Here is a 16,149-nt window from a genome sequence, read left to right as displayed (position 1 = left end):
AGATAGTAAGTAATTATCAATTCAACCAGTCAAAACTTGAAATTGGATTAAGTCTTCGATCGATTAGTATTCGTCAGCTCCACATATCGCTATGCTTCCACCCCGAACCTATTAACCTCATCATCTTTGAGGGATCTTATAACCGAAGTTGGGAAGTCTCATCTTGAGGGGGGCTTCATGCTTAGATGCTTTCAGCACTTATCCCGTCCATACATAGCTACCCAGCTATGCCGTTGGCACGACAACTGGTACACCAGAGGTATGTCCATCCCGGTCCTCTCGTACTAAGGACAGCTCCTCTCAAACTTCCTGCGCCCACGACGGATAGGGACCGAACTGTCTCACGACGTTCTGAACCCAGCTCGCGTACCGCTTTAATGGGCGAACAGCCCAACCCTTGGGACCGACTACAGCCCCAGGATGCGATGAGCCGACATCGAGGTGCCAAACCTCCCCGTCGATGTGAACTCTTGGGGGAGATAAGCCTGTTATCCCCGGGGTAGCTTTTATCCGTTGAGCGATGGCCCTTCCATGCGGAACCACCGGATCACTAAGTCCGTCTTTCGACCCTGCTCGACTTGTAGGTCTCGCAGTCAAGCTCCCTTATGCCTTTACACTCTATGAATGATTTCCAACCATTCTGAGGGAACCTTTGAGCGCCTCCGTTACACTTTAGGAGGCGACCGCCCCAGTCAAACTGCCCGCCTGACACTGTCTCCCGCCATGATTAATGGCGCGGGTTAGAAATCCAACACAGCTAGGGTAGTATCCCACCAACGCCTCCACGTAAGCTGGCGCTCACGTTTCTAAGGCTCCTACCTATCCTGTACAAGCTGTGCCGAATTTCAATATCAGGCTACAGTAAAGCTCCACGGGGTCTTTCCGTCCTGTCGCGGGTAACCTGCATCTTCACAGGTACTATGATTTCACCGAGTCTCTCGTTGAGACAGTGCCCAAATCATTACGCCTTTCGTGCGGGTCGGAACTTACCCGACAAGGAATTTCGCTACCTTAGGACCGTTATAGTTACGGCCGCCGTTTACTGGGGCTTCGATTCGTAGCTTCGCAGAAGCTAACCACTCCTCTTAACCTTCCAGCACCGGGCAGGCGTCAGCCCCTATACATCACCTTACGGTTTAGCAGAGACCTGTGTTTTTGATAAACAGTCGCTTGGGCCTATTCACTGCGGCTCTTCAGAGCGTGAACCCTAAAGAGCACCCCTTCTCCCGAAGTTACGGGGTCATTTTGCCGAGTTCCTTAACGAGAGTTCTCTCGCTCACCTTAGAATTCTCATCTTGACTACCTGTGTCGGTTTGCGGTACGGGCGCCAAATCTCTAGCTAGAGGCTTTTCTCGACAGTGTGAAATCAACGACTCGAGGAAAACATGTTTCCTCTCCCCATCACAGCTTGACCTTGAGAATGGCGGATTTGCCTACCATTCAGTCTTACTGCTTGGACGTGCACTCCAACAGCACGCTTCGCCTATCCTACTGTGTCCCCCCATCGCTTAAAACGATCATTGGCGGTACAGGAATATCAACCTGTTATCCATCGCCTACGCCTGTCGGCCTCGGCTTAGGACCCGACTAACCCAGAGCGGACGAGCCTTCCTCTGGAAACCTTAGTCAATCGGTGGATGGGATTCTCACCCATCTTTCGCTACTCACACCGGCATTCTCACTTCTAAGCGCTCCACATGTCCTTGCGATCATGCTTCGACGCCCTTAGAACGCTCTCCTACCACTGTCCGAAGGACAGTCCACAGCTTCGGTAATATGTTTAGCCCCGGTACATTTTCGGCGCAGTGTCACTCGACTAGTGAGCTATTACGCACTCTTTAAATGATGGCTGCTTCTAAGCCAACATCCTAGTTGTCTGGGCAATACCACATCCTTTGCCACTTAACATATATTTTGGGACCTTAGCTGGTGGTCTGGGCTGTTTCCCTTTCGAACATGGACCTTATCACCCACGTTCTGACTCCCAAGTTAAATTGATTGGCATTCGGAGTTTGTCTGAATTCGGTAACCCGAGAAGGGCCCCTCGTCCAAACAGTGCTCTACCTCCAACAATCATCACTTGAGGCTAGCCCTAAAGCTATTTCGGAGAGAACCAGCTATCTCCAGGTTCGATTGGAATTTCTCCGCTACCCTCAGTTCATCCGCTCACTTTTCAACGTAAGTCGGTTCGGTCCTCCATTCAGTGTTACCTGAACTTCAACCTGACCAAGGGTAGATCACCTGGTTTCGGGTCTACGACCAAATACTCAACGCCCTGTTCAGACTCGCTTTCGCTGCGGCTCCGCATTCGCTGCTTAACCTTGCATCAGATCGTAACTCGCCGGTTCATTCTACAAAAGGCACGCCATCACCCATTAACGGGCTCTGACTACTTGTAAGCACACGGTTTCAAGTTCTCTTTCACTCCCCCTTCCGGGGTACTTTTCACCTTTCCCTCACGGTACTGGTTCACTATCGGTCACTAGAGAGTATTTAGCCTTGGGAGATGGTCCTCCCGGATTCCGACGGAATTCCACGTGCTCCGTCGTACTCAGGATCCACTCAGGAGAGAATCGACTTTCGACTACAGGACTTTTACCTTCTCTGGTCCAACTTTCCAGTACGGTTCGTCTAATCGATTCTTTTGTAACTCCATGCAGAGTGTCCTACAACCCCAATGAGCAAGCTCATTGGTTTGGGCTCTTCCCGTTTCGCTCGCCGCTACTCAGGGAATCGAGTTTTCTTTCTCTTCCTGCGGGTACTAAGATGTTTCAGTTCTCCGCGTCTGCCTTCAGACATGCTATGTATTCACATGTCGATAACACAACATAATTTGTGCTGGGTTCCCCCATTCGGAAATCTCTGGATCAACGCTTACTTACAGCTACCCAAAGCATATCGTCGTTAGTAACGTCCTTCATCAGCTTCTAGTGCCAAGGCATCCACCGTGCGCCCTTAATAACTTAATCACGTTATTAATTATGTGAGTAATCTTCTTTGCCGTCGGCAAATTGATTACTAGCGATTCATTTAAATGAATAAAGCTTTAAAACTCTAATTCACTCGGTTTTGCTTGGTAAAATCTATTTATTACTTACTTATCTAGTTTTCAATGTACAATCATGAATACTCGTATGAGCATTCAAAACTGAATACAATATGTCAATGTTAATCCGTCAGTTTCTGTTGAAACTGTTCCGTATATATCCTTAGAAAGGAGGTGATCCAGCCGCACCTTCCGATACGGCTACCTTGTTACGACTTCACCCCAATCATTCGTCCCACCTTCGACGGCTAGCTCCTAAAAGGTTACTCCACCGGCTTCGGGTGTTACGAACTCTCGTGGTGTGACGGGCGGTGTGTACAAGACCCGGGAACGTATTCACCGTAGCATGCTGATCTACGATTACTAGCGATTCCAGCTTCATGTAGTCGAGTTGCAGACTACAATCCGAACTGAGAACAGCTTTATGGGATTTGCTTGACCTCGCGGTTTCGCTGCCCTTTGTACTGTCCATTGTAGCACGTGTGTAGCCCAAATCATAAGGGGCATGATGATTTGACGTCATCCCCACCTTCCTCCGGTTTGTCACCGGCAGTCAACTTAGAGTGCCCAACTTAATGCTGGCAACTAAGCTTAAGGGTTGCGCTCGTTGCGGGACTTAACCCAACATCTCACGACACGAGCTGACGACAACCATGCACCACCTGTCACTTTGTCCCCCGAAGGGGAAGACTCTATCTCTAGAGCGGTCAAAGGATGTCAAGATTTGGTAAGGTTCTTCGCGTTGCTTCGAATTAAACCACATGCTCCACCGCTTGTGCGGGTCCCCGTCAATTCCTTTGAGTTTCAGCCTTGCGGCCGTACTCCCCAGGCGGAGTGCTTAATGCGTTAGCTGCAGCACTAAGGGGCGGAAACCCCCTAACACTTAGCACTCATCGTTTACGGCGTGGACTACCAGGGTATCTAATCCTGTTTGATCCCCACGCTTTCGCACATCAGCGTCAGTTGCAGACCAGAAAGTCGCCTTCGCCACTGGTGTTCCTCCATATCTCTGCGCATTTCACCGCTACACATGGAATTCCACTTTCCTCTTCTGCACTCAAGTTTTCCAGTTTCCAATGACCCTCCACGGTTGAGCCGTGGGCTTTCACATCAGACTTAAAAAACCGCCTACGCGCGCTTTACGCCCAATAATTCCGGATAACGCTTGCCACCTACGTATTACCGCGGCTGCTGGCACGTAGTTAGCCGTGGCTTTCTGATTAGGTACCGTCAAGGTGCGCATAGTTACCTACGCACTTGTTCTTCCCTAATAACAGAGTTTTACGATCCGAAGACCTTCATCACTCACGCGGCGTTGCTCCGTCAGGCTTTCGCCCATTGCGGAAGATTCCCTACTGCTGCCTCCCGTAGGAGTCTGGACCGTGTCTCAGTTCCAGTGTGGCCGATCACCCTCTCAGGTCGGCTACGTATCGTTGCCTTGGTAAGCCGTTACCTTACCAACTAGCTAATACGGCGCGGGTCCATCTATAAGTGACAGCAAAACCGTCTTTCATTGCAGAACCATGCGGTTCTGCATATTATCCGGCATTAGCCCCGGTTTCCCGGAGTTATTCCAGTCTTATAGGTAGGTTACCCACGTGTTACTCACCCGTCCGCCGCTAACGTCAGAGGAGCAAGCTCCTCGTCTGTTCGCTCGACTTGCATGTATTAGGCACGCCGCCAGCGTTCATCCTGAGCCAGGATCAAACTCTCCATAAAAGTTATGATTTGTTTGACTAGCTCATAAAAACTAATTTGTTTTAAAACGTCTAAGACGTTTGTTAATTTGGAATTAACGTTGACATATTGTCATTCAGTTTTCAATGTTCATTTTTTCAGTAACGTTATTTATTATAACACTTCTTTTCGAAGAAGTCAATAACTAATTAACATTACTTTTACAATTTTAAAATATTTTCTTCATTTAATCAAGAGTCAATTTTACACTCTTTGTTTTCGCTTTATTTTTTTCAGCGACTTTATAAGTATATCATCGATAAGTTGTTAAGTCAACAACTATTTTCAGATGTTTTTTGTAAGCTTTGAAATAATTTGCTATCTCTCGCTCACAAAGATATATTCTATCAGGATTATAAAAAAATGCAAGAGAAAAACGCATATTTTTTTAAAAAACATGCGTTTTTTTGCTTGAATGACTATTTCATTGTTTTAGTGATAATCTTTTGCGCCATTTCTTGGTATATTTCACCTAATTTATCCGTAGGTTGATAAATCGATGGTGAAAAATCTTTTGGATCCCATGTTGGTTGCGCTAGCGGCAATTGACCTAATAGTTCAGAATTAAGTTCGTCTGCTAACTTTTTACCTCCATCTTTACCAAATACGTACTCTTTATTTCCTGTTTCCTTACTTTCAAAGTAAGACATATTTTCAATAACACCTAAAATTGAATGTTCTGTATGCTTAGCCATAGCGCCCGCACGAGCTGCTACAAAAGCTGCTGTCGGATGCGGAGTTGTCACAATAATTTCTTTACTTGAAGGTAGCATTGTATGTACATCTAATGCAACATCACCTGTACCTGGAGGTAAATCTAATAATAAGTAATCTAATCCTCCCCATTTAACATCAGTAAAGAAGTTAGTAAGCATTTTACCTAGCATTGGTCCACGCCAAATAACTGGTGCGTTTTCTTCAACAAAGAATGCCATAGACATTACTTTTACCCCATGGCGTTCAACTGGTTTAACTGATTTTCCTTCTATACCTGGTTTAGTATCGATTCCCATCATATCTGGAACACTGAAACCATAAATATCAGCATCAATCAGTCCAACTTTTTTACCTTCTCTTGCCAGTGCAACTGCTAAATTGACAGCAACTGTTGATTTACCAACGCCGCCTTTACCAGAAGCAATTGCAATAAATTCAACCGGATTATCTTTTGAAAGCAATCCTTCAATTGTTTGAGGCTCAGCATTAGGATCTTCACCTGTAAATTTAGCTACAGTTTCTGGATTCAATTCTTCAAAACGAATACCTACTGTATTTGCGCCATTATCTTTTAATGTTTGTACGATTGCCATTTGCAAGTCTAATTGTGGTTTCCCACCTAATTTAGCTATTGCAACTTTAACACTGGCATGTTCGATTTCTTCTTTTATTGTGATATTTACAATACCACCTGTATCTTTAAGCGGTACATCTAAAATAGGATCTTTTAGATTTCCAACTAATTTGTTGACTTGTTCAACTGTTAACAAAGCTTGTCACCCCAAATATATTAGTATTTACTTTCTTTATTTTAACAAACTTAATGTATAAGTGGTAACGAATGAGACAATCATTCCTCTTAAATCTGCGCATTATTTACAAAAAACCAGTAAAAACACCCAAAAAGCTGTCTTTACTGGTAATTTAATTACTTATTCAAATTTCACGTACATTTGGTGCCTTACTTCCTTTTTCTTTATCTCTAACAAATAATCCTATAATTAAACCAATAATCACTAACAATGTTATTACACCAAATGATAAATCTACACCTCTAGCAACCGCTTCTCTTTGCAGTAATTCTTTAGAAGCAGCTTCATGGGGTTTTGGTGCAAATACTTTAGCACCAGTAGTCATCAATGCGACCATTAATGCTGTACCAATAGACGAAGCCATCATTCTAGCAAAGTTCATAATTGCTGTACCATGTGATATATCTTTGTTAGGCAATGCGTTAACACCTGCTGTGTTCAAAGGCATTGTCAATATGGAAACTGATAACATTCTTAAAGCATACACAACAACAAGCAACCAATATGGTGTATCTACTTTTAAAAACGCTAAAACCCCAGTCAATACAATCAATGAAGAAAACCCAATTATAATTAAAGGTCTGACACCGTATTTATCATAAGCTTTACCCGTATAAATAGACATTGCTCCATTTATAATTGCGCCTGGTAAAATAACCACACCAGATAATAACGCAGATAAGCCCATCGCATTTTGAACATACATTGGGATCAATAAGGCTGGACCTATCATTGATGTCATTACAATCATTGAACATATAGTTGTCAGAGTGAATGTTTTATTTTTAAACACTCTTAAATTTAATATAGGGTTAGAAATTGTCAATTGACGTTTAATAAATATTCCAACTACGATTAAACCTAATAACAGCGGTACATAAAACATCCAACTTGTGAAACCTGATGATCCAGCGTTACTAAATGCATAGAGAATCACACCGAAACCAAGTGTTGAATATACAACTGATAATTTATCTAATGTAATATCTTTTGGCTCATTATAGTCTGAAATACTCGTTGCCCCGAATATGAATCCTGCTGCTGCGATAACCGCTACTGCAATGAAAGGTACACGCCAACTACTGATATCGATAATCAAACCAGATAACGTAGGACCAATTGCTGGAGCAAATGAGATAACTAAACCAGCTAAGCCCATTGCAAAGCCCCGTCTGTCTTTCGGGAATAATGAGAATAAAGTAAATTGCATTAACGGCATGATAATTCCAGCACCAATTGCTTGGATAACACGCGCCGTCATCAGAATTCCGAAGTTAGGTGCGATTGCTGCTATAATCGTACCTAGTAAGAATATCCCCATAGAAAAAAGATACAACGGACGCGTTCTTACTTTATCCATTAAATACGCTGTTAACGGAATCATAACACCATTAACGAGCATAAAACCTGTTACCAGCCATTGCGCTGTGTTTTCTCCGACATGGAGCCCCCGCATAATTGCTGGCAAAGCAGTATTAAGCAAAGTTTGGTTTAAAATAGAAATAAAACCACTTAATATCATGACTGAAACGATTATATTACGTCGATGCTTTGATATGACCTGTTCGGACATCTAAACACTCCTTTTTATACTTACCTTTGTTATGATGCAACAATAAAGGTTAGCAAAGCAAACTAATTGCTTGCGGAGGTCACTTATTTCTGTTCAGATTTTCGCTATCTGGGTAAAATACTTCCTTACATACATATAAGAAAGCCATAATAAGCATAATCACCCAATAATCTATATTGATATAAGTGTAATGAATATGCACTATGAAGAAAAACATTACTGTTGTCACAGAATAGGAAATCAGATGAAAGATTTCTCCATGGAAATAAGGACTTTGCGGCAACTTCTTCTTAAAGTAATCCATTAAGTATTCAACGGTAAACATCGTAAAATAGCCAAGTACAATATAACTACCATAATATAATAGATTTTGATAAAAACCTTTATTATAACCAAAATACCCCAGATGCCAGAAAATAAGCAATCTGCTGAGGCCATATAATACAAATCCTAAAAGTGTGAGGAATACTGTTCCTGAAATCACAAATACAAAGATTACAATTAAGGTCGATATAAGATTGAAAAAATTGAATTTAAAAAATTTCAAGCCTCCTCACCTCATTTCTTATCGTAATTTTACAAATGTATCATAACACATTCACTATTATGCATTAAATTAAAAATATCCCGCTTCAAAGCGGGATATTTACTAAACTTTAGATGTTTGATTTTTATAAAGTGCAATCCAGAGTATAAATAAAATAACGATAAATATAATAATCAATGTTACATTATTCAAAATACGCGCACCGCCGATTACAAATGGCAAAGCATAAATGCCGCCCATTATTGTAGATCCAATTGAATTACCAAGATTCTTAGATAAAGAGTAAAACGACATCATGCGTTTCATTTCATGCGGAGATGTTTCTTCTTGTACAATCACACTGTCTTTTGTATAAACTACACCAAAACTTGCGCCGGCAAGTAATAAAGTAAATGCTAATAAGACAGGTGCTGCATGTGTGGCAAAGATTAATATACTGCATACTAATAAAGAGGTAAATGCACCAATGTACAATGTTTTTCTTGTAATATTTGCTTCAATACGATGCAGATTGAAATTAATCAGCAACCATGCTACTGAAATCGGAAAGACAACAAAACCACTTTGAAGTGGTGATAATCCTAATTCTTCTTGTAAATAAATCGGCATATATAGGTTATAACCCATCAGCATCATAGCATAAATAAAATCAGTTACGAATACTAATGTAATTGTGCGGTTAAATTCAGCTACTGGTAAAAATGGAATACGCATTTTCTTTTCCACTTTAAAGAGTTTATAAGCTAATGCCGCTCCGATGATTAAAGCAATGATTTTCAACCATAGTGGAATCGGAGTTGTGACTGCCCCAATAATAAAGATTAATGTTAGATAAAAATAAGAAAGTCCTTTACTATCGAACGGTTCTTCATTTTCAACTTTATCTTCATCAAAATGAAATGTAATAAAAGCTAAAGTACCTGCCACAATTGCAATCGGAATATTAATAAAGAACAACCAATGCCATGTTGCAAATTCTAAAATTCCTCCGCCTAGTAACGGACCGATTATACTTGAAATGCCCCAAACACTTCCGACAATACCCATAATTTTATATCTTAAGGGGATTTCAAATGCGAGTTTAGGTACTATTTGACTCAACACCATCATAATCCCTGCGCCTAGTCCTTGAACAAAACGCGAGATAATCAATAATGTAAATGTTGTACTTAATCCTGAAAACAAACTTCCTATTGTAAATAACAGCAATCCAGTCAATGTTACATATATCAGTTTAAAACGCGATAATAATTCTCCTACTAAAGGATTTACAATCACAAGTGCTATAAAATAAACAGAAAACACGAGCGAAATCGATGCGGTTACATTCAAATCATTCTTAATGGTCGGTAATGCTAATGAAATAATCGATGTTTCAATTGCAGACATAAACATGATTAATACAAGAGCAGTCACTACACCAATAGACTTCAACTTCATAATTCTTATTCCTCTTTTCTCAAACTCTTTTCCAACATGTTCACAATAAGAAAGAGGTTGAAATGGTTAAATAACAAATTGAATTTGTTATTTAACATTTCATCCTCTCATGCTTATCACTACATATAATATAAAATACCTACAAAGTGACACAATGAAGCAATCACAATAAAAATATGCCAAATCATATGAAAATAAGGTCTATTTTTTTGCGCATAGAACCATGCGCCAATTGTATATGCAATGCCGCCTAGCAAAATAAACATCATAAATTGCCATGAAGCTTCTTTCCATATAATAGGGATATAAATAATTCCGACCCAACCCATAATTAAATACATGAATAAACTTAACTTAGGATTGACCTTCTCGGCAATTGCCTTATATAAAATGCCCCAAATCGTGATACCCCACAATAACACCATAATAATCCAGCCGAACCAACCGCCGACTAATACTAAAGATACTGGCGTATATGTTCCAGCTATCGCAATGTATATCATACTGTGATCCACAATTCTCATAATATATTTATGAGAAGAATTGTTTTGCATAACATGGTAAACAGTAGAAGACAGTAACATTAAAAAGATACTGATTACATATATAGAGACACTTACTGATGACAGAGTGCCGCCTTGATTATAACTATGGACTGCTGCGTAGGGTAAGGCAATTAATGTCACAAATGCTGCTGCGCCATGAGAAGCAGCATTTCCGATTTCTTCACCAAAAGATAACGGAATAATATCTTTAAATCGACTCAATGTACTTTCCTTTTCCGTGTTTGAAGCCTGTTTCAATAATGACTCCACCTTTGCTGTTAAATAAGATTTCTACGTTTCAAATCCTCTGTTGCAGTTTCAACACTATCTTTTCCTTCACGGTTTTTAAGTGGTGAGAATTCTTCTTCTCTTGGAACTTGCAATGTAATAAAACTTGTTGCGTATTTAAAAATATCAAAATAGAACAACTCAAATTTTAATGTCGGTTTTGTCACAACATCAAAATCTTCATCAAGCTGTGCTAACTGTTTCACTGCTAAATGATATGGTAATTCTCTATCTACTGCTGATTGAATGAAAGCCAATTTAAATGCATGGATCCCAATATTCGCATTATGGAAAGCATCTGCTTCTTTTTCATCCAACTCAGAATACTCAAGCACACCGTCTTTACAATTGATATTAACTAAGCGGCCGACACTTTCACCTTGTTTAGGTTCGATTGTTTTAGAGCTGATGTCTCGGTTGAACTCTACTGTAAAACCAGCAAATACTGGATCTAAGACACGTGCCAACACATTATCAATATTATTCATAAAGATAAATTTAACACCATCTTGTTCCATTTTTTCTAAGTAACCTTGTTCATCTAAAGCTTTGAATACACCGCCATTTCCATTCGGCGTTTCCATCACTTCACCATTATCAGCTAAAACAATACCGCCTCCTTCATTTAAAGCAACAATGTTTTGTTGTTTGAAAAAATGAACGAAATCAGAATCATAGCCGAAATAATCATGTTCTGCAAAGAATTGACGTGTCGCTTCATCATTGATATCACTCGCCATGATATACCAATCCACTTTGCGACCTGCTTCTTCAGCAAGTTGAATCAACTGTCTTGCTTGTAATTCAAAAAGACTCACACCTTCAATTTCAAACGAACCTTTCGGGCCGTCATAACCTAAACGTGTCCCTTGGCCTCCTGCCATTAATACTACGGCAAATTGACCTTCTTTAATCGCATTTATGCCAGTTTCATGAAAAGCATTAAGTTCTTCTTCTGTATAATCTTTACGTACTTTATATTTAACTTCTGTTGCTTCTTCCGCTTCTTTATTTTTATTTTGTGATTTCTCAACATAAAGCGATTGATACATATCTTGAATAGCAGATAAATCTAAAGATTCTAACTTAGCAGCAATATTTTCTTTTTCATTCGAACTCATTAATTTTTCATATTCTAGTAAGTGCTGTTGATTATTTTTCTCTAATTTGTTCTTATCCAACATGTTAATGTTACCTCTCCTTAAATTCTCCGCGATTAACAAGCATTCAAAATTCCAATGATTGTCGTTACTCTCAATATTCTAAAATTATATCATATATTAATCAATTCGGCTTAATTACACTTAGAAATGAACATTAACTCTGTGTAAATGTAAAGTGCCGATTCAAAGGTAATATATACCCTATTTTTGATTGATATAGACCATTAAAACGGCAACGTAATAAATTGATTCAACCATTGATTAATAACCTCGCGAAATATAACATAGGTACCACCAAATGTAAATGCAGTAGCTAAAGATAAATCTACCATTCCACCAGTTTTAAATTGAATCGGGAGTTTGACAGATAATGGTAATGGATATAACAACTTAACCCCTCGAGGAGTCAGCATATCCAAAATAATGTGTGAGGCCATACCACCTATGAAAGCTGTAAAATAAACTTCTGGTGTATGTATTGTTTTGAGTAGTATTGCTATCAATAATGTAAACAACAACGAATGTGTAAAAGTTCTATGTCCGAACAAAATACGAACAAGCCAACTTAAAATTTTAAACCTGCGACCGATTTTACTTTGAGTGTGGCAAATATCTGGCAGCATACTTCCAGCAACCGCTAAGACAACAGTTGTGATAGATGTGAATATATCTGGATGATAATAATTAACTGCGAGTGTGCCAATTAAAAACCCGCATGAGATGTGCGTTTTTCCTGTCATCTTAATTCTCCCTTCTGATTTTAATATTTTACCACAAAACGCACATAAAAACGAACATATTTTCGGTGTTTCTGTTCGCCTTTTTTCATTAGTATGACATATATCCAAAAAAGTATCTCACATTTGTTGAAAACGTTTTCTAAATAGTGTATGATGAATTTACAATATTTCAAAAGGATGTGTTCTAACTATGGCAATGACAGTTAAAAAAGATAATAATGAAGTGAGAATTCAATGGAGAGTTGCAAATATCAAAATTCCTACAGACAGCATTAAAAGCGTTAGAGAAGACCAAGATCTTCACGCAGTTCCAGAAGAAGGCAAAGAAGTTTCAAGAATCGGTTCAACATTCGGTAAAACAAACCGCGTTATTATTGATACTGACGACCACGAATACATCATTTACACATTTAACGATAAAAAAGTATATAACGAGTTAACGAAATAAATGAAGTAATAACGAAGCGATCACAAAAAATATGTGGCCGCTTCTTTTTTAACTTATTATAAATATTTATTTAAAATGTTCTTATTCTCACCATAATACATTCCACATAATAAAAGTATAGCTGAAATTTCTACAATCGTAATTATATGAATATTTGTAATCACTAATCCTAGAATTGTCGCTACTAAAATAATACCTACATATACTTTTTTCCCTTTATCAATATCTCGGTGTAGGATTGTATCAATGAATATGCCGAATAAGAATAAGCAAAATGCTAAGGTATAACCAATCTGTTCGTCATTACTTAAAGGATTTGCCGATAATGCTTTATGCATAATCAAGAAAACTATATTAGTAGCATAGATTATAAATAAATGTATATAAATTGTTATTAAGCCTGAATCATCTGTTTTTTCTTGATCCAGACTGCCTTTATAATGAAATGAGTAGATGATAAACATACTCACAATGAGGATGAAATATACAATATCTAATACATTAAAATTAGAAAGTTTAATCGTTGGTACAATTTGAACAATTCCTTCTCCAAATAATATAATCATGAATAAACTCAATCGTTCAGTTAAATGGGAGAAAAATACAGGATTTTGTTGAGATGCCCTCCAACAAACGCCTGGATTTGATACAGCAATAATAATCCCAATGAGAAAGAACCAGAAATTAATGTTTTTAGGCAATACCAGTCCTAAAATGAAAAATATAATAGTTAAGCCTAGACCGATTAAGTAGACACAGATCAGACGATTGCTGAGACGATGTCTAATCAACATATGATTCAAGAAATATTGCACCATTAAACTCACGTAGATACAACCCGTTATCGATGCAAAAGGAGTAAATGTTTCTTGGAAATTACTATTAATAGCTTTAGATAGACATAAAATTAAAAACATATCTGTAAAAAGGAATACATATTGATACCATTTTTGCTCAAAGAAACGGTTAATCAGCAATGTATGATAAACCCAAATCGAATAAAATACTAAAAATAGTACTAAGTTTTTTCCTAAACTTTCAAAACTTACTAATGATTGAGAAACATGTTGAACAGTTTGATTGATAGTAGACAAAACATACACAAATACTAAATCGAAAAATAATTCAGCCATGCTGACTTCTTTTTTCTCCATTATTTCCCCCTTTCCTTTTTCATTTCACATACTTTGTAATTTTTACCACTAATAATTTTTCAACAAACACTTTTCTGAACTATGTATGCTTTTTACTTCTAATCTATTAACAATTAGGGTAAAAATAAAGAAAGAATATTTTAGATAAAGGGGCGATGTATGATGTATATCGTTACAAATAGAATTGAAGTAAAAAAAGGATTTGCAGAAAAAATGGCGCCGCGTTTCACTTCTAATCCAAAGTTAGAAGAAATGCCTGGATTTAATCGTGTTGAAGTTTCTTTAATCGAAGATGACAACTCAGATACTGAAGAAATGTATGTGACAACTTGGTGGGATACAGAAAAAGACTTTGAAAATTGGAAGAATAGTGATGCGTTCAAACAAGCACACCAACGTTCAGATAAAAAAGAATCGGATGAAAAAGAAAAGAAAGAATCACCAATTATCGGCAGCAATCTTGTAAAATCTCATGTGCTTACAGCACTCGGTAAATTAGAATAGTAAACAAAAAGGAGTGCACTCATCTAAATCAATGAGTGCCTCCTTATTTTTTAGAAATATAAATGTGCCATCAAGGCAATAATCGGTAAAACAATAATAGTTCTAAGTAAGAAGATTACAAATAACTTGCCGATACTGACAGGAATCTTAGATCCTAAGATAACACCGCCGACTTCTGATAAATAAATCAGTTGAGAGATACTTAACGCACCTACAACAAAAAGTGTGATTTGGCTTTTCACACCGTCAATTAAAATAGACGGTAGGAACATATCTGCAAATCCGACAAGCATTGTTTCAGATGCACGACCTGCTTCAGGGATTTGCAATAACTCCAATAATGGCACGAAGGGTTTGCCGATAATTTCAAAAAATGGCGTATAAGTCGCAATAATAGTTGCTAATGTACCAATAGTCATAACAACTGGTAAAATTGCAAACCACATATCTACTACTGTACCTAATCCTGATTTAAAGAAATCTACAAAGCCGGGTGCTTTAATTCCTTTGTCAGTCGCTAAGTTAAAACCATGACGCACAGCAGAAACACCCTCTGGTTTAGATTCATCTTTACTGTACTCACTATTTTCTACTGCATACTCATCAGGTACACTACGTAATGGCCAAATTCTAGGCATAATTACTGCAGCAACTAAACAAGAAACGATTACAGTTAAATAGAAATAAAAGAAATGATTTTGCATTCCGACTGTTTCTGCTACGACAATTGCAAAAGTTAATGATACTACACTAAAAGTAGTCGCAATAACCGTTGCTTCTCTTCTAGAATAAAAGCCTTGTTCATATTGACGGCTTGTAATAATTACACCTACTGTTCCATCACCGATAAATGATGCTAAATTATCAACAGTAGATCGTCCAGGCAATGTGAACAATGGTCTCATGACCGGTCTGAATATCGGCCCAAGCATTTCTAACAAACCGAATTCTAATAGTAGCGGTAAAAATAATGCTGCAAAGAAAAATACTGACAATAAGGTTGGTAATAAATCAGAAAAAATCAAGTTGCCTGTATCATCTGAATAGATTACTTTAGTCCCGATATGTAAGAATGTCATCCATGCAAACACAACAGCTAACAATCTGACTATCAACCAAATTGGTGTAACATTAAATACGGTATTCATTAAGCCTTCAGGATTGATGCGATTTTTTAAAATAGTAGAACATAATAAAGTAAACAATCCAGAAAGTGTAATAACAATCAGCAAGATATACGGCATAGAGCCGCCTAAAATTTCTTTTAACCAATGTGCTAAAAATGCAACAGTTAATGTTGTTTGTTTCTTTCCATCTTCTGTCACCGGTATTGGAATCAAGAAAAGCATAATCCCAATTAATGACATAATAATGAATTTTAAACGTCCTTTTATAATTTGTGATTTTGTATATTTTTCCATAACCTTCTCCCTCT

The 16,149-nt window shown here is 38.2% G+C and carries 11 protein-coding genes and 2 rRNA genes; 2 read left to right on the top strand and 11 right to left on the bottom strand.

What is annotated here, in order from left to right; translation table 11 throughout:
• Positions 1-43: 43 nt before the first annotated feature.
• From A4G25_RS11800 to A4G25_RS11760, 9 genes are all read right to left on the bottom strand, one after another.
• A 23S ribosomal RNA gene (locus tag A4G25_RS11800) occupies positions 44-2,969 on the bottom strand.
• Positions 2,970-3,213: 244 nt separating this feature from the next.
• A 16S ribosomal RNA gene (locus tag A4G25_RS11795) occupies positions 3,214-4,765 on the bottom strand.
• The 16S and 23S rRNA genes sit together here, the layout of an rRNA operon.
• Positions 4,766-5,202: 437 nt before the next feature.
• Entirely contained in the window at positions 5,203-6,270 is a 1,068-nt protein-coding gene (locus tag A4G25_RS11790; RefSeq protein WP_047130809.1) for a P-loop NTPase, read from the bottom strand.
• A gap of 166 nt (positions 6,271-6,436) precedes the next feature.
• A complete protein-coding gene (locus tag A4G25_RS11785; protein WP_047130810.1) occupies positions 6,437-7,885 on the bottom strand; it encodes an MDR family MFS transporter in 1,449 nt (482 codons plus the stop codon).
• 79 nt (positions 7,886-7,964) lie between these two features.
• On the bottom strand, positions 7,965-8,432 hold the full coding sequence (locus tag A4G25_RS11780) for a SepA family multidrug efflux transporter (RefSeq protein ID WP_047130811.1): 468 nt from the start codon (positions 8,430-8,432) through the stop codon (positions 7,965-7,967).
• 102 nt (positions 8,433-8,534) lie between these two features.
• On the bottom strand, positions 8,535-9,872 hold the full coding sequence (gene sdrM, locus A4G25_RS11775; protein ID WP_047130812.1) for a multidrug efflux MFS transporter SdrM: 1,338 nt from the start codon (positions 9,870-9,872) through the stop codon (positions 8,535-8,537).
• A gap of 119 nt (positions 9,873-9,991) precedes the next feature.
• Positions 9,992-10,675 carry a PAQR family membrane homeostasis protein TrhA gene (trhA, locus tag A4G25_RS11770; protein ID WP_047130813.1) on the bottom strand — a complete coding sequence of 228 codons (684 nt, stop codon included), beginning with the start codon at positions 10,673-10,675 and terminating at the stop codon, positions 9,992-9,994.
• Between the two features lie 20 nt (positions 10,676-10,695).
• A complete protein-coding gene (locus tag A4G25_RS11765; protein WP_047130814.1) occupies positions 10,696-11,889 on the bottom strand; it encodes a UTP--glucose-1-phosphate uridylyltransferase in 1,194 nt (397 codons plus the stop codon).
• 203 nt (positions 11,890-12,092) lie between these two features.
• Complete coding sequence (locus tag A4G25_RS11760) at positions 12,093-12,608, bottom strand: metal-dependent hydrolase (protein WP_047130815.1); 516 nt, start codon at positions 12,606-12,608, stop codon at positions 12,093-12,095.
• 190 nt (positions 12,609-12,798) lie between these two features.
• Here A4G25_RS11760 and A4G25_RS11755 point away from each other — a divergent pair, with 190 nt between their 5' ends.
• A complete protein-coding gene (locus A4G25_RS11755; RefSeq protein WP_047130816.1) occupies positions 12,799-13,056 on the top strand; it encodes a SunI/YnzG family protein in 258 nt (85 codons plus the stop codon).
• A gap of 56 nt (positions 13,057-13,112) precedes the next feature.
• Here the strand turns inward: A4G25_RS11755 and A4G25_RS11750 are convergent, their stop codons facing one another.
• A complete protein-coding gene (locus A4G25_RS11750; protein ID WP_047130817.1) occupies positions 13,113-14,210 on the bottom strand; it encodes a low temperature requirement protein A in 1,098 nt (365 codons plus the stop codon).
• A 162-nt stretch (positions 14,211-14,372) separates the two neighbouring features.
• Between A4G25_RS11750 and A4G25_RS11745 the strand changes: the two genes are divergently transcribed.
• Complete coding sequence (locus A4G25_RS11745) at positions 14,373-14,714, top strand: heme oxygenase (RefSeq protein WP_047130818.1); 342 nt, start codon at positions 14,373-14,375, stop codon at positions 14,712-14,714.
• Positions 14,715-14,764: 50 nt separating this feature from the next.
• Here A4G25_RS11745 and A4G25_RS11740 read toward each other — a convergent pair whose 3' ends face one another.
• Positions 14,765-16,135, bottom strand: a complete 1,371-nt coding sequence (locus A4G25_RS11740) for a YjiH family protein (RefSeq protein WP_047130819.1) — start codon at positions 16,133-16,135, stop codon at positions 14,765-14,767.
• Positions 16,136-16,149 lie beyond the last annotated feature (14 nt).

Origin of the sequence: Staphylococcus condimenti (genome assembly GCF_001618885.1) — a bacterium.
GTDB classification, from domain to species: domain Bacteria; phylum Bacillota; class Bacilli; order Staphylococcales; family Staphylococcaceae; genus Staphylococcus; species Staphylococcus condimenti.
The sequence above is the reverse complement of the archived record's forward strand: the minus strand, read 5'-3'. Positions and strand labels throughout refer to the sequence as shown.

Excerpts from the sequence above, each read along its gene's own strand:
- A4G25_RS11785 (WP_047130810.1), bottom strand. The coding sequence starts at position 7,885 with ATGTCCGAACAGGTCATATCAAAGCATCGACGTAATATAATCGTTTCA.
- sdrM (WP_047130812.1), bottom strand. The coding sequence starts at position 9,872 with ATGAAGTTGAAGTCTATTGGTGTAGTGACTGCTCTTGTATTAATCATG.
- A4G25_RS11765 (WP_047130814.1), bottom strand. The coding sequence starts at position 11,889 with ATGTTGGATAAGAACAAATTAGAGAAAAATAATCAACAGCACTTACTA.
- A4G25_RS11760 (WP_047130815.1), bottom strand. The coding sequence starts at position 12,608 with ATGACAGGAAAAACGCACATCTCATGCGGGTTTTTAATTGGCACACTC.
- A4G25_RS11755 (WP_047130816.1), top strand. The coding sequence starts at position 12,799 with ATGGCAATGACAGTTAAAAAAGATAATAATGAAGTGAGAATTCAATGG.
- A4G25_RS11750 (WP_047130817.1), bottom strand. The coding sequence starts at position 14,210 with ATGGAGAAAAAAGAAGTCAGCATGGCTGAATTATTTTTCGATTTAGTA.
- A4G25_RS11745 (WP_047130818.1), top strand. The coding sequence starts at position 14,373 with ATGTATATCGTTACAAATAGAATTGAAGTAAAAAAAGGATTTGCAGAA.
- A4G25_RS11740 (WP_047130819.1), bottom strand. The coding sequence starts at position 16,135 with ATGGAAAAATATACAAAATCACAAATTATAAAAGGACGTTTAAAATTC.